We start from the raw sequence: 16,387 nt of genomic DNA on the forward strand, positions 1-16,387 counted from the left end.
GCGCCGTTCCGCACCACGACGCGCCATGTCGGCCTCGGCCTCGCCGCCTGCGATTGCCTGACCGACCAGGTGCTGCCTGACCTCGCGCAGGCGGCGCGCCCTGATCGCGCAGCAGCGCTCGACCCGCGCCCCTGGGACGGCGCAATGGCCATCCCAGGTGCTGCCCGCAAGCGCCGCCTTTTGATGCCGATGACGCGGGGATTGTCGTCGGAACACTGCAACGTCTGCACCACACGCCGGCAGCATTCCGCTGCTATTTGACGATCCGTTCACCCACAAGCCTGTTACGGAGTCTTCCATGTCCGACGCCACGATCACCAAACTGACGCTCGACAGCCTGCGCGACCTGTTTCAGCTCGCCGGCTATCGCGTCGAGACCCTGACCGATCCGGTCGCCAACATCTCCTATCTGCGCTCCGGGACCAACGGGCTCGCGTTCGACGTCCGTCCCGGAAACCGGATCGCCGGCGACGAGCAGAGCTTCATCGATGTCGCCCTCATTGCCGTGCTGCAGGTGCAGGGCGAACTGCCTCTCGACCTGGTCAACCGCTGGAACGCAACCCGCCGGTTCGCGCGCCTGCAGTTGAGCCCGCCGTTCCTCGCTCTGTCGCTCGATTTCTCGCTGGCGGGCGGCGTGACGCAGAACAATCTGCGGGCGCAGATCGAAATCTGGGATCACCTGGTGCAGCAGCTCGTGGCCTATCTGCGCGAAGAACTGGCCAGTCTGGCAAAGGCCAAGGCGCCGAATGCGCCCGCTGCCAGCACAGCCTTGCCGACGCCGGCGGCGGATCGCGATCGCGTCGCCGAGACCGATCTGCCGCACACGGTCCAGTAGGCCGCGCCGCACGCGGATGAAGGCCGCTATCCATACCGGCGGAAGCCGCATCTTGTGGCGACGACGGGGCGCGCGGGCGCTCGGCGTCGCGCTCGGCGCGCTTGCCGTATTGCTCGGGGCCAAGCCAATCTCGGCGAAGGCCGCAACCGACGTGGATGGCAGGTTGAACGCCGCCCAGGCGCCGGCGGCCTGGCAGGACTTCGCCAAGCGCCTGCAGCTTCGATTGCAGGAGCGGCTGGCGTCGGACTCTACGCCGGCGCTCCGCTTCCATGACGCGGTCGCAAGGCGCGCCTCTGATGTCGGGGCGGCGCCTCCGTCGATTGTCGTTCGTGTATGGGTGATGCCCGACGGCAAAGTCCAGCGCATCGAGTTGGAAGGCCTCGACAATGACGCCTCGCATGATCTGTCCGCGCTTCTGATCGGGGATGGCGTGGGCAGCACGCCGCTCGATATGCCGCAGCCGCTGCGCATGCGGCTCTCGTTGCGTCCGAACACACGCGTGGAGGATTGAACGTGCCGGCACCGGCATCGCAGCGATCGCGCGGCTTGGTGGTGGCAATGGCGGCACTATCCGCCGCGTTCATGACGGCTGCCGGCCGGGCGGAGCCAGCCGCGAACGATGCGAGTTTCGCCGTCCGTTACGCCGCGATCGAGGTGCCTGCGGACACCGCGCCCGCGCCGAGCCCGCCCTTCGCCGGACCGCTGGCTGGTCCTTCAGCACCAGCCAAGCCGGAATCGCCGATGAGCCGCAGCGACGCGCTGGCCTACTACCGGGCGCTGATCGAGAAGGAGGCGGGGCGGCAGGGACTGGCGCCGGCCATTGCCGAGGCGGTGATGGCGGTGGAGAGCGGTTACAACCCCGGCGCAATCGGCGGTGTCGGCGAAATCGGGTTGATGCAGATCCTGCCGTCGACGGCGCGCATGTTGGGCTTCACGGGAAGCAATGCCGAACTCGCGATGCCCGAAAACAACATCCGTTACGGGGTGACTTACCTTGCGCAGGCGTGGCGCCTTGCCGGCGGCGACCTTTGCACCGCCACGATGAAATATCGCGCAGGCCATGGCGAAACGCGCTTCTCCCATCTCTCGGTCAATTACTGCCTCGCGGTCCGCGCCAAGCTCGCCGCGCGCGGATTTCCTGTCACCGGCAGCGTCCCGGTGGCAACCTTCGGCAAGCCGGCGGGGCTGGGCGGCGGCTGCGGTCAAAAATGTCTTCGGGCAGCCGGCATCGGCCGCGTCGATCTCGCAGGGCTCAACACCAGGCTCAACACACTCGTGATGCAGGTGCGCGGCGCGAGGTGAGGGGTGCTGGGCTCGGATGGCGATGGAGCGACAGCGCTATGAGCCGTCCCATCGGCCGCGGTGAAAAGCCGGTTTCCGATCAGGCTGTTGGCGGGATTGCCTAGTCTGGCTGGGGAACCTGGATTCGAACCAAGACAAACAGAGTCAGAGTCTGTTGTGCTACCGTTACACCATTCCCCAAGAATTGCTCAACGGCATCAATAGCTTAAGTCTATAGCCGGAGCAATGCCGGCGGGCGGGATCATGGCAAATCGCCGCCTCGCTGCGAGGTCCTTCTACTGTTCGGTCAGGGCCTTGGCAAGCAGGTATGGCGGGTGTTTCCGGGCAAAATGCGGCCGGCCGCGAGAAGGGCATCGGAGCAGCGGTTGGCTTCGATGCCGTCCGGCTTGTTGTTTGCAGGATGCGAGACCGGCCGTGCCCATCAGTGTCAGCCTTATAGGGAATTAAGGGCAACGCTTCATCACCACGCACGCAGTGACGTGCTCACCTCACACTCGAATTCGCACGCCGCACGTGCAGCGCCCAATTGCTTGGCGTTGAAGCAGCGGCGGCGCGCTCGCGTGATGCGTATGCGCGCTCGCGCTCGGCTTGCCGAGGTCAGGGCGCCATGCGATGCTGGTGTACCAAGAAAATTGGGGGCGGGGGCTGCAACGGCTCGTGGGTCTCCCATGCATAAAAAGCCCGGCACCGGGCAAGGGATATTGGAGACGTTCGCAGATGAGATTTTCACATGTCATCGGGCTGTTTTCGGCTGCCGTCATGTCGGTCGCGCTGGTGGGCAATGCCGCGGCCCAAGGCAAGACCGTCAAGATCGGCGGGATCTTCCCGATGAGCGGCAATGCCGCGAGCATCGGCGTTCACGTCAAGCAGGCGTTCGATGTCGCGCTCGACATCATCAACAACCCGCATCCCGAGCTCGGCAACTTCCCGCTCGCCAAGAATGGCGGTCTCGCAGGCCTCGGCGGGGCCAAGGTCGAGATCGTCTACGCCGGTAACCAGGGCAGCCCCGCGACCGGGCAAAACCAGGCGCTGCGGCTGATCACGGAAGAGAAGGTGGTGGCGCTGACCGGCGCCTATCAGTCCGGCATCACGCTGACCGCGAGCGCGATCGCCGAGAAATACAACATCCCCTTCGTCAACGGCGAGTCGGTGGCGCCGAACCTCACCGAGCGCGGCTTCAAATGGTTCTTCCGCGTCACGCCGATCGCGACCGATTTCGCGCGGGTCTATTACGAATTCCTCAACGACATGAAGGCCGCCGGCGCCAAGACCGACAATATCGCGATCCTCCACGACAACACCGAATACGGCGCCTCCGTAGCCAGCACCCTCACCACGGCGTTCAAGGAGAAGGGCATCGCGATTGCGCTCGACGTCGCCTATGCCACCAACGCGACCGACGTGCAGAGCCAGGTGCTGCAGCTCAAGGAGAAGAAGCCCGACGTCGTGATCGCGATCTCCTATACGTCGGATGCGATCCTGTTCGCCAAGACGATGCAGGCGCTCGATTACAAGCCGCCGATGCTGCTCGCCGACGACTCCGGCTATTCCGACCCGTCCTTCATCAAGGCGGTCGGCAAGATCTCGCAAGGCGTCTTCAACCGCTCGTCATGGAGCGTCGGTCCCGCGGGCTCGCCGACGGCGATCATCGCCAAGATGTACAAGGACAAGAGCGGCGATGACATGGACGACACCGTCGCGCGCCAGATGCAGGCGTTGTTCGTGCTGTGCGAGGCGATCGACCGCGCCGGCTCGACGGAACCGGCCAAGATCCAGGCCGCGTTGAAGGCGACCGACCTCAAGCCGGATCAGATCATGATGGGCTACAAGGGCGTCAAGTTCGACGACAAGGGCCAGAACATCCTGGCGTCCGGGCTCATCATCCAGTTGCAGGACGGCGAGAACTACGTCGCGGTCTGGCCGAAGGCGACCGCCGAGAAGGCGCCGATCATGCCCTACAAGGGCTGGTGATGAGCTGTGAGGGCTGGGCACGAGCTTCGCCCTCACACTATGCCGTCAATGACGATGGCACGGATGGATAGACGTAAGCTTTCATGACCTTCACGCTTGTTCAGGTGATCGTCGGCGGCCTCCTGCTGGGAGCTGTCTACGCGCTGTTCTCCTCCGGCCTGACGCTGGTCTGGGGCATGATGAACGTGGTCAACTTCGCCCATGGCGATTTCGTCATGCTCGGCATGTATGTCGCGTTCGTCGTCTACACGCTGCTCGGCGGCGGGCCGCTGATAGGCGCACCGCTGGCGACGCTGTTGCTCGCCACGCTCGGCGTCATCGTCTATTTCGGCCTGATCCGCGACATCATGAAGGGGCCGATGCTGGCGCAGATCCTCGGCACCTTCGGGCTTGCGCTATTGCTCCGCTATTCGGTGTTCTGGTGGTTTGGCGCCAACTTCCTGTCGCTGCCGGAAAACCTCGTCGGCGGCACCTTCGACATCTTCGGCATTCGCATCCAGGCCTCGCGTCTGCTGGCCGGCGTGGTCGCGCTGGTAGTGACGCTCGGGCTGCATCTGTTGCTGACGCGCACCACGCTTGGCTCGCGGATGCTGGCGGTCGCCGAGGATGCGACGGCCGCGCAGCTCATGGGCATCCGGCCCGACAGCATGCAGGCGATCGCCTGGGCGATCGCGGCCGGCGCCACCGGCCTTGCCGGCGCGCTGATCGCGACCTTCTTCTACATCGTGCCGACGGTCGGCGAGACGCTCGGCATCGTCGCCTTCGTCACGGTCTCGCTCGGCGGCTTCGGCAGCGTGCCCGGCGCGCTGGTCGCGGGACTCCTGATCGGCGTGATCGAGTCGCTGTCGGGCTATCTGATCGGCGCTGTTTACAAGGACATCGTGGTCTACACGCTGTTCCTCGGCTTCCTCTGGTTCAGGCCACAGGGCCTGATGGGTAAGACGTGATGCGGCGCGCTCTCTGGCTCCTGATCGCGCTCGCGCTGGTGATCGCTTATCCGCTGGTATTCACGACGCCGTTCCAGCAGCGGCTCGGCGCGCTGGTCCTGCTCTATGCGATCGCGGCCTCCGCCTGGAACATCGTCGGCGGCTATGCCGGACAGGTTTCGGTCGGCCACGTCGTGTTCTTCGGCTGCGGCGCCTATGCCGCGATGGGCGCGTATGCGCATTTCGCGCTGTCGCCGCTTATCGGAATTCCCGCCGGCATCGTCTTTGCCGTCCTGATCGCCGCCGTGATCGGCAGGCCGACGCTGCGGTTGTCGGGCCACTATTTCAGCATGGCGACGATCGCGGTCGCCGAACTGGCGCGGCTGATCGTCACCAACACCGAATATCTCGGCGCGGCCGTCGGCCTCAGCGGCCCAACCGTGCCGCGCAACGTCTTCGATCTCTCCTTTATCTCGGCGCTGCCATATTACTATCTGTTCCTGGTGATCCTGATCATCACGCTTGCCATCACCTGGTGGATGACCAACAGCCGGATGGGGTTCTACCTGCGCGCCATCAAGGATTCCGAGCGCGCGGCGCGTTCGCTCGGTGCGCCCGCGAGCCGCATCAAGCTTTACGCCTACATGCTGAGCGCAGGACTCACCAGCGTCGCCGGCGCGCTCTATGCGATGATGTTCGGCTTCATCGATCCGGAGTCCGGGCTCGGCATCCTGATCTCGGTGAAGATCCTGATCATGGCGGCGCTCGGCGGTGCCGGCCTCTTGTTCGGCCCATTTGTCGGCGCCGCGATCCTGGTGCCGCTGGAGGAAATCTCCAACAGCCTGCTGGGCGGCAAGGGCGCCGGCCTGACCTTCGTCGTCTACGGCGCCATCATCGTGCTGATCGCGCGCTTCCAGCCCGGCGGCATCCTGGCGCTGATCAATCGTCTCTGGGCGAACCGCCGCGCCAAGCCGATGGATGAAAGCGTCGCGCAAGAGGCCAGCCATGCTTCTTGAGGCGCGCGGGGTGACCAAGGCTTTTGGCAGCTTCAAGGCGGTCGATGCCGCCAGCGTCACGCTGGGGCAGGGCGACATCCTCGGCCTGATCGGGCCGAACGGTGCCGGCAAATCCACCTTCTTCAATTGCCTGACCGGCGATCTCGCGCTGACGTCGGGCCAGGTGCTGTTCGAGGATCACGACATCACGGAGCTGCCGCCGGAGGCGCGCGCACGGCTCGGCCTGGCGCGCACCTTCCAGGTGCCGCAGACCTTCGAGGGCATGACGGTGCTGGAGAACGTGATGATCGGCGCCTTCCTGCGCACGCCACATCGCGCCGAGGCTGAGGCGAAAGGGCGCTCCGTGCTGGAGCGGGTCGGCATGTTGCGCTTGGCGGATGCGCCGGCGCGCTCGCTCGGCACGCCCGGCCGCAAGCGGCTCGAGATCGCGCGGGCGCTCGCGACCGAACCCAAGGTGCTCCTGCTCGACGAGGCGATGGCCGGGCTGACGCAGCGCGAGGTGCAGCTTGCGATCGAGCTGGTGCGCGACATCCATCGCTCCGGCATCACGCTCGTGATCGTCGAGCACATCATGGAAGTGATCATGTCGCTGGCGAGCCGGGTGATGGTGTTCCACCAAGGCAAGGAGATTGCGCGCGGCACCCCGCGCGAGGTGACGTCCAACCCGGACGTCATCGCGGCCTATCTCGGCACCCGCGCCGCCAAGGCCGCCGCCGGCCACACCCCGATCGAGTTGATGGGCGGGCCCGCGACATGACCGGGCCGCTCTTGAGGCTCGAACATCTGGAAGTCCGTTACGGCGATCTGATCGGCGTCTCCGACGTCTCGCTGGAAGTGCCTGACGGCAGCGTGGTCGCGCTGCTCGGCTCCAATGGCGGTGGCAAGACCACGACGCTGAACGCGATCGCGGGCCTGATCCCGGTGCATGCCGGCAGCATCCACTTCAATGGCGAGGCGATCGCGGGCCAGAGCGCGTTCGCCATCGTGCGCAAGGGGCTCGCTTTGTCGCCGGAAGGCTGGCGGCTGTTCGTGCAGCAGAGCGTGGAGAACAACCTTCTGCTTGGCGCCACGCCCTTGCGGGACAAGACGCGCACCAGGACATTGCTCGAGCGCGTCTACGAGATCTTCCCGCGCTTGAAGGAGCGTCGCAGCCAGCGCGCCGGCACCATGTCCGGCGGCGAGCGGCAGATGCTCGCCGTCGGTCGCGCGCTGATGAGCGACCCGAAGCTGTTGATGCTGGATGAGCCGTCGCTCGGCCTGGCGCCGGCCGTGGTGGAGTCGATGTACGAGACCTTCGGCCGGCTGCATCGTGAAGGCCTCACGATCCTGCTCGCGGAGCAATCGATCGAGCTTGCGCTGGAAGTCTCCGACTTCGCCACCGTACTCCAGGTGGGCCGGAGCGTGCTGTCGGGCACCGCCGCGGCGCTGGCGCAGGACACGCAGGTGCAGAAGGCCTATCTCGGCGCGTGATGTAGCTCCGTAGGATGGGTAGAGCGAAGCGAAACCCATCATCTTCTTCGCCGTGGCAATTGATGGGTTTCGCTTCGCTCTACCCATCCTACGGGCTCACAGTCGTCATTCCGGGCGATGCCACCGGGTCCGCGCGAAGCGCGGCCCTATGACAGGCTCTGCATCGAGCCTGGCCGCCTCTCAGCCGGCCTTCTGACGCACGGGCTCGCTGAAGACTGCCACCGTGGGAATAGCAGCCTTGTACTTCTCGACTTCGACCACCGCCGTCTGAGCACTGGTGGCTTGAGCCAGTTTCGATGTCGCCTCGCTCACGGTGAGCACATTGACATCGCCATAGCGGCAGAGGGTGCCGGGTTCGCGCGGGTCAACCGGATCGTACCAGCCGCCTTCGCTGATACGGATCACGCCAGGCCGGATCTCATCGGTGACCTTGATCCCGACCAGGATCTGTCCGCGGTCGTTAAACGCACGCGCCACATCGCCGTCCTTCAGGCCGCGCGCGGCGGCATCCTTCGGGCTCATCCAGCAGGGTTCGCGCCCCGACACCGCGTATGTCTCGCGCAGGCTGGTGCCGCAAAGCTGCGAGTGCAGGCGGTAGATCGGATGATTCGAGGCTATGTGCAGCGGATACTTCGTCGTCGGCCCATCCAGACGCTCGACCGGCTCCATCCACGTCGGGTGGGGCGGGCAGTCGTCGTAACCCATCTTCGCGATATTGTTCGAGAAGATCTCGATCTTGCCCGACTGTGTGCCCAACGCGTTCAGCAGCGGATCCGCGCGGAAGTCGGCGTATTGGACGTAGTCCTTCTGCGCCTCCTTCAGCGGAAAGGCCAGCGGCTCGTTGTGATTCCAGAACACGTCGAAAACCGGCATCTCCATGCCCTTCGCCCGGGCTTCCAGGCGAGCTGACTCATAGAAATTCCGGATCCAGTCCATTTCCGTCAGACCTTCCGTGTAGTCGTACCGCTTGCCGATGCGGTCGGCGAGGTCGGCGAAGATGTCGTAGTCGCTGCGCGCCTCGTACATCGGCTCGATCAGCTTCTTCATCGGCACGATGTGGCTGAGCGCGTAATCGCCGACTTGCTCGATGTCGTTGCGTTCGTACGACGTGGTGACCGGCAACACGATATCCGCGAAGCGCGCCGTCGGCGTCCATTGGAAGTCATGGACGATGAACGTCTCGATCTTCTTCCACGCTTTGACCATCTCGTTGCGGTTTTGATGATGCATGAACGGATTGCCGCCCGCCCAATAGGCAAGCTTGATGTCCGGATACGTGACTTTCGAGCCGTTGAACTGGATCGTCTTGCCCGGATTGAGCAGCATGTCGACCACCCGGGAGACCGGAATCGACGAGGCCGCCCCGCCGAGGCAGTAGGAGCTCGTGGAACCGCGGGAACAACCGGGAGGCAGATTCACAGGTGAGCTCGCGGGGCTGTCCGTCATGCCCGGCAGGCTCGGCGCGGTATGCGTTGGATTGCCAGCGCTGTAGTGGTAAGCGAGCCCGAAGCCGCCGCCCGGCAGACCGATCTGACCGAGCATGGCCGCCAGCGTCACGAACATCCATGGCGGCTGCTCGCCATGATGCTGCCGCTGCGTCGACCAGCCCAGGGCCATCATGGTGCGGTTCTTGGCGAAGCTGCGGGCCAAATCCTTGATTGTCGCCGCATCGATGCCGCAGATCGCGGACGCCCAGTCCGCCGTTTTTGGCGTGCCGTCCGTCTGTCCCAGCAGATAGGGCACGAACTTCTCGAAGCCCGACGTGTATTTTTTCATGAAGTCCTTGTCGTGCAGGCCCTCCACATACAGCGTATGGGCCATGCCGAGCATCATCGCGACATCGGTCTGCGGCCGTGGCGCGATCCACTCGCCATTGAGGTACTGACAGGTTTCCGTGCGGATCGGGTCGATGCAGACGACCCGGACGCCGGCCTTCTTGACCTCTTCCAGTCCCTGGAACACGCCATGATCCGGCACGATCCAGCCGATCTGGCTGGTGATCATGGGGTTGCTGCCCCAAAGCACCAGGATCTTCGAGTTCTTCGCGACATTCGACCATGTGGAGCATTGATTGACCACGCCCACCGAGCCGATGACGTGGGGCAGGATGACCGACGCGGCGCCGTTCGAGTAATTGCCGATTGAACCGGTGAAGCCGCCACCCATCTTCAGCAGCCGCCACAGCAGCACGCGGCAGCTGTGAACCTTCCCTACGCTCTTCCACCCGTAGGATCCGCCATAGATCGCGCTGTGCCCATACTTCGTGCGCACACGGTCAAGCTCGCCGGCAACGAGATCGAGCGCCTTGTCCCAACTCACCCGGACGAAATCGCCCGTGCCACGCCCAGCGGGATCGGCGCCCGGGCCTTGTTCGAGCCACGCCCGCCGCACCATCGGATATTTGATACGGCTCGGGGAATAGATCGAATTCATCATGCCCTGCAGCATGACGTTGGGATGCGGATCACCTTCCCAGGGGATCACTTTCTCGAGCTGGCCATGGGCAACATGTCCCCGGAACACACCCCAGTGAGACGCCGACAGGATCGTCTTGCTTGACGGCTCAGCCGCCGCACCGCGGCTCAGCAGGGAGCCTCCCGAGGCGCCGAGGGCAGCGAACAGAGCGGAGCTCTTAAGGAAGGAACGGCGGCTGACGCCGGTGTTTGCAGTGAAGGAAAGAACCTCAGACATCGCGGTCTCCTAATAATAATCTTCGGCTTCCGCCCAATCCCCGCCGAGGGACGAGGCAAGGCCGGACACGAAAGCGTCGATCAGCGCGAACACAGCGCCGTAGAATTCAGAACGTGTCGTCCGGGACACGGCATGCTTCACTGCCGGGACCCACCTTGACAGGCGCCTGGCCATATGACGGCTGAGCGCGTGGTTGCCCTGCCGCAAGGCTTCGGCCAGGATGCCCAACTCGATCGCCAGATGATCGGGGGGCTCGCGGCACTCCGCGCCAACGGATGCATCGAGCTCCCGGAGGACGGAGAGCATTTCGACGAGCGGTGTCTCGAACTGGGTTTCCCCGGCATAGGAGCGCTCGTACAAAGACACCGCCTCCGGCCCGGAAACGCCTTCGAAAAGCACGACGTAGACGTGCCCGAGACGCTTCTCGATCTCTTCCGGCGCATGCTCGCGCAAGAACGCCATGATCGCCTGGGCCGCCGCTTCCATGCCCAGCTCATCGCCGAAATCCGCAATGAACTCGAGCATGTCCTCGAAGCGATTGGCCAATACAGCCTCCTTGTCCAAGGGACGCAGGATGAGCCGACTGAACCAATCCGCCACCATGGCCTGGCCGAGCAGATCGCCTTGATTGACCACGCCCGCCGTGACCGTGTGCGGCCGGGGGACGTTCTGCGAACGAAGCACGCTCATTTCGCCGAGGCCTCTGCAGCGTGTACGTCCTGCGCGTGGTTCTGCAAATATCCGAGCAGCAACCGGTACTGATCCGTGGTCAGCGACGTATAGCGACGCATCGCACCGAGATTACCGATCCACTGGTTGGCCAGATAGTGATGCGGCTCAGGCAGAGAGTGGCAGGTGCCGCATGAGCTGTTGTACAGACTGGACGAGTAGCTCCACATATCGGCGAGACCGGTATTGAGCCCGGTGTTGTCGATCCAGACGGTCAGGCTCACGGGAGACCAGGCCGGGCCCGACTGAGACGCCACCTTCTGGCCGCGCTCCAACTTCTCGATCGCGGCCTCGTCGAGCACACCGACCATCATCCGCTGGCCCTGCATGCCGAAGATCGCCGACTGCACGCCGTCGACCTGCCATCCCTCCAGCTTCACCTTCAGCAGGTTGTTCTTGCGCTCAAGAACCTTCAGGCGGGCTGTGGCCAGCAGCTTTCCGGCCTCTCCCCCCTTGGTGCCAAAGCCCGCCTCGTCCAGGTGGAACGGCTTGGTATTCACGACATAGACCGAATCCGCCTTGCCGACAGCCGTGGCATCCGAGATCGGCAGCACCACGTTATGTTGCTGCAGCGGGATCATGACGATCTGCGGAGTCAAGTTCGGTTCGGGCTGGCCCGGCGCCGGCTTGTCGACACCCGGCGCGGTCTTCAGATAGGCCGCCATCGCCCGCAGTTCATTGATCGGCAGCTGCGACGTGTTCGCGATCACCTCCGCCATGTCGCCACCCGCTGTCTTGTTGAGTGGACTGATGCCAGACTTGAGGTAGTTCACGACGGAATTCGCGGCCCAGAACTTGATGCCGGTCTCGTCCTGGCTGATGTTCGGAAAATATCCCTTGCCATCAGGCGTGGGGCCGCCGCCGTAATGCATGCCGGCCTTGATCGCGCCGGTGAAGGCACGGGGAGAGTGGCACTCGGCGCAGTGCCCGGCAGCCTCGACCAGATAGCGCCCGCGCGCAACCAGCTCATGCTGCGCACTTGCGTTGGTGGCGGGCTTGGTGGCGACAGACTGATTCTCGATCGGCCGACCGTCGAGGAACGCCAAGCGCCACACGCCGATGCCTCGGCGCAGGCTGTAGGGGAATTTCAAGTCGTGGTCGGGCGCTTTGCCGGGCAAGGGCTCGAGCGTCTTGATGTAGGCGAACATGTCGCGCACATCGTTGGCGCTCATGCGCTGGTACGAGGTGTAGGGGAAGGCAGGATAGAGATTCTTCCCGTCCGGCATCACGTCGGCAGGGCCGACCCCTTCGCGCACCGCCTTGGTGAACTGGGCCAGCGTCCAGTTGCCGATGCCATCCTTCGGGTCGGGCGAGATATTCGGCATGTAGAACCGGCCGAACGCGGTGTCGAACGACCGCCCGCCGCCCAGCTTCAGATGATCCTTCTGATTCGTCGTTGCGTGACAGGTCGCGCAATCGCCCGCGATGAACATGAGCTTGCCGTTTTCGAGGTTGGCTGGACCCCCGTCGGCGACATCGCGGGCGGGGTGCGTCGCCGACCAGAGCCAGGGCGAGGTGAAAGCGAAAAATCCCACCCCTCCGAATGCGGCTAGCCCCACGACTCCAGCTACCAGCTTTCGTTTCTTCGGCGATAAATTTTTGGGAGTTGGCATTTCACTTCTCGCCCGGAGCGGGCGGGCCTTCTTCGGTTGTTGAACGCGCCATTGCGTTTCATCATCATGCTCGAAGTCTTGGCAGTCTAACGCCGCGGCAAGGCGGCCGGCTTGATCCACGTCAATCGATAAGTATGCTGACGATCGGTGCGTCGATCGAGCGCAGACAAGAGATCAGCTTTTGAGAAGCGTTAGCGTTTGCGGAAAAATCTCAGCGCCCGAGACGGTCTCGTTCAAAACACCCGACAATTGCTCTCTGTGAACGTTGCGTCGCCGCGCGGGAAGAGGTCTGCTGGATCGTGAAGGCCTCACGATCCTGCTCGCGGATCAATCGATCGAGCTTGCGCTGGAAGTCTCCGATTTCGCGAGTGGGCAGGAGCATGCTGTCAGGCACCGCCGCGGCACTGGCGCAGGACCCGCAGGTGCAGAAGGCTTATCTCGGCGGGTGAGGTGTAGATTTGTAGGATGGGTAGAGCGAAGCGAAACCCATCATCTTCTTCGCCGCGGCAATCGATGGGTTTCGCTTCGCTCTACCCATCCTACGAGCCAAGTGTGTAGGGTGGATTAGCGCAGCGTAATCCACCATCTTCTTCGCAGCGTTCGGCTGGCGGCGGGTTGCGCTTCGCTAACCCGCCCTATCCATGCGCATCGAGGTGAAGAGACGCGCGCAGCTTATCGCATCTCAACAATCCGTTTCCCCAGAGGACCAATGTACTTAGTTTATTGCTATCGGGTTTCCCCTTTGCCTAGTTTTTCCGGTGCTGGGAGAGCAAAGCCAATGAAGGACATGCAGGCGCACTTGGAGAAGCTTCGAAATGAAGCTGAGGAGTGCGATCTAATCAGCAAGCTCGCCACCAACGCGACCAAGAAAGCATTGTTTGCCAAGCTTGCTGAACATTACCGAGCGCTGGTTAAGGAAGTTGAGCAAGCCATAGCGGCTTCCTCGGTAGATCGAAGTGGTTGAAGCCGGCGGTTCAATGACTCGCCAACCCTGCCAATAAGGCATAGGCTCTAGGCTGCCCCTCAGTGGGGGCGACGGGCACGAACCCGCGCATCTGCGAGGTGAGCAAATGCCCAATCGAAACTCGCGGAGGCGCTGGGGCTAAGCGCAGTTCGCCGGGGCAGGGCGCGCGCCTCGACGCTCGCTTTGCCCTTACGTGGACAGCCGCTTGATGGTCTTGATGGCCTGATTGGGGCCGCGCCAGCCTAGGAACTCAAGCTCCTTTTTCTCAAGCGCATCCGTCGCGAGAAAGAACTGCTGAATCTCTTGGTGCGCTCGCGAGGGAAGATGCCGGATGTCCTTTAGATCGGTCTCGAGCGGAGTGCGGTCGGGCACGGCGAACAGGCGATCGTTTCTCTCTTTCTTGCGCTTGCCTTTCTGTTCGACTTCGAGAATCCCGATCGGTCTGCATCGCAAGACCACGCCGGGATAGGATTGCGCATCGTGAATCACTAGGACGTCGAGCGGATCACCGTCCTGCGCCTTGGTCGATGGGACAAAGCCCCAATCGTACGGATAGCGGAGGCCGGCCATCAGAGGCTTGGCGAGCGTAAACACACGCAGCTCCGGATCGAAGTCGAGCTTGCAGGTGCTTCCGCGAGGGGTCTCGATCACTACAAAGATGTGGTCGTCGTCTGCCCAGGTCGGAAGCTCAAAAAGGTTCGTCATCTCATCTTCCTTGGGCTGCACCGACGGTGTCTGCCATCCGGGCTCCTCGCATGCCCATCGGCTTCGGCGTCCCGGTTGTGGTATCGCGCGCGGTCTGGTGCTCCATCTCAGCATCGATCTCGGCCCCCAGAAGGATGACGGTCGCTGACATCCAGAGCCAAGTCATGAAGCCGATGACGGCGCCGAGCGAGCCGTAGGTCTCGTTGAAATTGCCAAAGTTGGCCGTGTACCAGGAGAACAACCCCGAGCCGGCGAGCCACAGCAGGGCGGCTATTGCGCTGCCCCACGTGATCCACCGCCACCGGGGTGTCTCGCGGCTGGGACCGTAACGATAGACAACGGCGAGGGCGAACGTGAGGATCAGGTACATCGCCGGCCACCGTCCCATGCGGACGAGCATGTCGCTCGTATTGGGCAGGCCGACGTAGTTGAGGATTACAGGCACCGCGACGATGGAGCCGAGGGCAGCCAGGATGAAGAGGACCCCGCTGATGGTGAAACCGAGCGACATTGCATTCAGTGTGAGGAAGCCGCGCTTTTCTTCTTCGCCATGGATGATATTCAGTGTGTCAAAAAGCGCCTTCATCGCCGCATTCGCGCTCCACAGCGAAATCGTCAGACCGATCAGAAAGGTCAAGCCAAGCGTCTGCAAGCCCTTGGACACGACCCGCGTCAACTGTTCGTGCGCGACGTCGATGGCCCCGCCGGGCAGAAATCCGCCGAGCTGATCGAGCTGCCGTGCTATCGTCGAAGGATCCGAGAATAGTCCATACATTGCGACCAATGCCGCGATGGCCGGAAAAATGGCAAGTATGCTGTAGTAGGTCATTCCCGCTGCGAGGGCCAATACTCGGTGCTTCGATATGTTCGCATACACGCGCAGAACGATGTCTTTCCAGCCCGAAGCAGGAATCTCAGAAGGCCTCGTTGCCCGACGACCGCGGTCGTCGTTTCCGAGTGGTTCGCCCTGAACGCTACGGCCGGTCGGTGTATCAGCCGAACGCTCCTTCGTTGCTGGGAAGAGATATTCCGATGCGAGCGCAACGCCCAACAAAGCTACCAGCGACGCAACGGTCCAGGCGCCCGACGGCGGATGGGGACCCTCTGTATTTGCTCGCCTGATGTGCATCGCCTCGTTGCCGTTTTCAGCGTCTCGTTCGAGGTAATGTGCATGTTCCGAAGAACGTTCCTTAGATATCTGGAGGACCCATTTAACTAGGTAAATGCCTAGCCGATGATCGCGTGCCGAGCCCATCGCGCTCTAGGCCGCTTCCGACACCTCCTCTTCCTCGGCTTCGAGATTGATCACCGAGGTGGCCAATTCTGTCAGCGCTTGATCGGTCGCCTCTTCCTCGGCGAGGGTGGCCTGGAGCAGCTTTGCCGCATCCGTCATGCCGAGTTCTTCCGCCCAAGTCCGCAGGGTCCCGTAGCGGGAGATTTCGTAGTGCTCTATCGCCTGCGCTGCGGACAGAAGGCCGGCATCGAGTGCTGGCATTCCCTTGAAGTCGCGCATGATCTCAGCGCCTTCATCGGTGATGCCATTGATGGCCTCGCATGTTTTGCCGCGGGCCGGCTTGCCAAGCATCCGGAAGATCTGATCCAGCCGCTTCACCTGTCCATGGGTCTCGCGCAGATGTTTGTTGAAGGCGTTCGCAAGCTCTCTCGAGTGCGCGGCTTTCGCCATCTTCGGCAAAGTCTTGATGATTTTGTTCTCGGCGAAATAGATGTCCTTGAGCGTCTCGTGGAAGAGATCGCTCAGCTTCTTCGGTTGTCGCGTCCGCCGGGAAGTCGCTCGCTTTTTCTTCGCGCGCTTGGCCATAAGTCCTCCGGTGTGAATATGCAGCAGGAGGACGGCATATGTCCTCTTCGGCCAATCAACCTGCGGGCACTCCAAAGGTTCCTAAGCCTCCAGCGAGGAGACGCCGACCGACCCGCGCGAGCGTCGGCGTCCGGATGCCATCCTGCGGCTGCTCGTCCGGATACAATGTCATCGAAGGATAGAAGGCAGCATGACCGATAGAGCTGCAACCCTGTCGATCGACCAGGCGGAGTGGCGCACGCTGTTCCTCAAGATCATCCAGCATCTTGCAAACTTCGCGCGCTGTCGAGCGGGCCGCGTCGAGGTGATATCTGTAGGATGGGGAGAGCGCAGCGAAACCCATCAA

16 protein-coding genes and 1 tRNA gene are annotated in these 16,387 nt (G+C 63.1%); 10 read left to right on the plus strand and 7 right to left on the minus strand.

What is annotated here, in order from left to right; all coding sequences use genetic code 11:
* From AAFX91_RS12720 to AAFX91_RS12735, 4 genes are all read left to right on the plus strand, one after another.
* Positions 1-261 (plus strand): hypothetical protein (locus tag AAFX91_RS12720; protein WP_394566700.1); only part of this gene is annotated, 261 nt, incomplete at its 5' end.
* Between the two features lie 37 nt (positions 262-298).
* Positions 299-835 (plus strand): YbjN domain-containing protein, encoded by a 537-nt coding sequence (locus tag AAFX91_RS12725; RefSeq protein ID WP_282531013.1) that lies wholly within the window; start codon positions 299-301, stop codon positions 833-835.
* Positions 836-887: 52 nt separating this feature from the next.
* Positions 888-1,346, plus strand: a complete 459-nt coding sequence (locus AAFX91_RS12730; RefSeq protein WP_130581198.1) for a hypothetical protein — start codon at positions 888-890, stop codon at positions 1,344-1,346.
* 47 nt (positions 1,347-1,393) lie between these two features.
* Positions 1,394-2,137 (plus strand): lytic transglycosylase domain-containing protein, encoded by a 744-nt coding sequence (locus AAFX91_RS12735; RefSeq protein WP_394566702.1) that lies wholly within the window; start codon positions 1,394-1,396, stop codon positions 2,135-2,137.
* Between the two features lie 106 nt (positions 2,138-2,243).
* Here the strand turns inward: AAFX91_RS12735 and AAFX91_RS12740 are convergent.
* Positions 2,244-2,317 (minus strand) — tRNA-Gln (locus AAFX91_RS12740).
* Positions 2,318-2,854: 537 nt separating this feature from the next.
* On the opposite strand from AAFX91_RS12740, the gene AAFX91_RS12745 reads away from it, so the two are divergent.
* From AAFX91_RS12745 to AAFX91_RS12765, 5 genes are all read left to right on the plus strand, one after another.
* Positions 2,855-4,108: an ABC transporter substrate-binding protein gene (locus AAFX91_RS12745; protein WP_394566704.1), complete on the plus strand. Its 1,254-nt coding sequence runs from the start codon at positions 2,855-2,857 to the stop codon at positions 4,106-4,108.
* Between the two features lie 83 nt (positions 4,109-4,191).
* Positions 4,192-5,055: a branched-chain amino acid ABC transporter permease gene (locus AAFX91_RS12750; RefSeq protein WP_282531016.1), complete on the plus strand. Its 864-nt coding sequence runs from the start codon at positions 4,192-4,194 to the stop codon at positions 5,053-5,055.
* Positions 5,055-6,050, plus strand: a complete 996-nt coding sequence (locus tag AAFX91_RS12755; protein ID WP_394566706.1) for a branched-chain amino acid ABC transporter permease — start codon at positions 5,055-5,057, stop codon at positions 6,048-6,050. Before AAFX91_RS12750 ends, AAFX91_RS12755 begins: the two co-directional genes overlap by 1 nt.
* A complete protein-coding gene (locus AAFX91_RS12760; RefSeq protein ID WP_394566708.1) occupies positions 6,040-6,807 on the plus strand; it encodes an ABC transporter ATP-binding protein in 768 nt (255 codons plus the stop codon). Before AAFX91_RS12755 ends, AAFX91_RS12760 begins: the two co-directional genes overlap by 11 nt.
* On the plus strand, positions 6,804-7,520 hold the full coding sequence (locus tag AAFX91_RS12765; RefSeq protein WP_394566710.1) for an ABC transporter ATP-binding protein: 717 nt from the start codon (positions 6,804-6,806) through the stop codon (positions 7,518-7,520). The genes AAFX91_RS12760 and AAFX91_RS12765 overlap by 4 nt, the downstream gene beginning before the upstream one ends.
* A 180-nt stretch (positions 7,521-7,700) precedes the next feature.
* On the opposite strand, the gene torA is transcribed toward AAFX91_RS12765, so the two are convergent.
* From torA to AAFX91_RS12780, 3 genes are read right to left on the minus strand one after another with little or no spacing between them, the layout of a single operon-like run.
* Complete coding sequence (torA, locus tag AAFX91_RS12770; RefSeq protein WP_394566712.1) at positions 7,701-10,211, minus strand: trimethylamine-N-oxide reductase TorA; 2,511 nt, start codon at positions 10,209-10,211, stop codon at positions 7,701-7,703.
* 9 nt (positions 10,212-10,220) lie between these two features.
* Positions 10,221-10,901, minus strand: coding sequence for a molecular chaperone (locus AAFX91_RS12775; protein ID WP_394566714.1), 681 nt, complete (start codon positions 10,899-10,901; stop codon positions 10,221-10,223).
* Entirely contained in the window at positions 10,898-12,673 is a 1,776-nt protein-coding gene (locus AAFX91_RS12780) for a c-type cytochrome (protein ID WP_394566716.1), read from the minus strand. The genes AAFX91_RS12775 and AAFX91_RS12780 overlap by 4 nt, the downstream gene beginning before the upstream one ends.
* 658 nt (positions 12,674-13,331) lie before the next feature.
* Between AAFX91_RS12780 and AAFX91_RS12785 the strand changes: the two genes are divergently transcribed.
* Positions 13,332-13,517, plus strand: coding sequence for a hypothetical protein (locus tag AAFX91_RS12785; RefSeq protein WP_130583154.1), 186 nt, complete (start codon positions 13,332-13,334; stop codon positions 13,515-13,517).
* Positions 13,518-13,706: 189 nt separating this feature from the next.
* On the opposite strand, the gene AAFX91_RS12790 is transcribed toward AAFX91_RS12785, so the two are convergent.
* The 3 genes from AAFX91_RS12790 to AAFX91_RS12800 form a co-directional block, all read right to left on the minus strand.
* Positions 13,707-14,243 carry an inorganic diphosphatase gene (locus AAFX91_RS12790; RefSeq protein ID WP_282531024.1) on the minus strand — a complete coding sequence of 179 codons (537 nt, stop codon included), beginning with the start codon at positions 14,241-14,243 and terminating at the stop codon, positions 13,707-13,709.
* Positions 14,224-15,051 (minus strand): YihY/virulence factor BrkB family protein, encoded by an 828-nt coding sequence (locus AAFX91_RS12795; RefSeq protein ID WP_394566717.1) that lies wholly within the window; start codon positions 15,049-15,051, stop codon positions 14,224-14,226. The genes AAFX91_RS12790 and AAFX91_RS12795 overlap by 20 nt, the downstream gene beginning before the upstream one ends.
* 432 nt (positions 15,052-15,483) lie before the next feature.
* Positions 15,484-16,041 (minus strand): ferritin-like domain-containing protein, encoded by a 558-nt coding sequence (locus AAFX91_RS12800; RefSeq protein ID WP_130583155.1) that lies wholly within the window; start codon positions 16,039-16,041, stop codon positions 15,484-15,486.
* Positions 16,042-16,387: the final 346 nt, after the last annotated feature.

Source organism: Bradyrhizobium sp. 31Argb (assembly GCF_043638955.1).
Lineage (GTDB): Bacteria > Pseudomonadota > Alphaproteobacteria > Rhizobiales > Xanthobacteraceae > Bradyrhizobium.

Coding starts and splice junctions, on each gene's coding strand:
- torA (WP_394566712.1), bottom strand. CDS start 10,211: ATGTCTGAGGTTCTTTCCTTCACTGCAAACACCGGCGTCAGCCGCCGT.
- AAFX91_RS12745 (WP_394566704.1), top strand. CDS start 2,855: ATGAGATTTTCACATGTCATCGGGCTGTTTTCGGCTGCCGTCATGTCG.
- AAFX91_RS12750 (WP_282531016.1), top strand. CDS start 4,192: ATGACCTTCACGCTTGTTCAGGTGATCGTCGGCGGCCTCCTGCTGGGA.
- AAFX91_RS12735 (WP_394566702.1), top strand. CDS start 1,394: ATGGCGGCACTATCCGCCGCGTTCATGACGGCTGCCGGCCGGGCGGAG.
- AAFX91_RS12800 (WP_130583155.1), bottom strand. CDS start 16,041: ATGGCCAAGCGCGCGAAGAAAAAGCGAGCGACTTCCCGGCGGACGCGA.
- AAFX91_RS12760 (WP_394566708.1), top strand. CDS start 6,040: ATGCTTCTTGAGGCGCGCGGGGTGACCAAGGCTTTTGGCAGCTTCAAG.
- AAFX91_RS12775 (WP_394566714.1), bottom strand. CDS start 10,901: ATGAGCGTGCTTCGTTCGCAGAACGTCCCCCGGCCGCACACGGTCACG.
- AAFX91_RS12795 (WP_394566717.1), bottom strand. CDS start 15,051: ATGACCTACTACAGCATACTTGCCATTTTTCCGGCCATCGCGGCATTG.
- AAFX91_RS12765 (WP_394566710.1), top strand. CDS start 6,804: ATGACCGGGCCGCTCTTGAGGCTCGAACATCTGGAAGTCCGTTACGGC.
- AAFX91_RS12725 (WP_282531013.1), top strand. CDS start 299: ATGTCCGACGCCACGATCACCAAACTGACGCTCGACAGCCTGCGCGAC.
- AAFX91_RS12755 (WP_394566706.1), top strand. CDS start 5,055: ATGCGGCGCGCTCTCTGGCTCCTGATCGCGCTCGCGCTGGTGATCGCT.
- AAFX91_RS12785 (WP_130583154.1), top strand. CDS start 13,332: ATGAAGGACATGCAGGCGCACTTGGAGAAGCTTCGAAATGAAGCTGAG.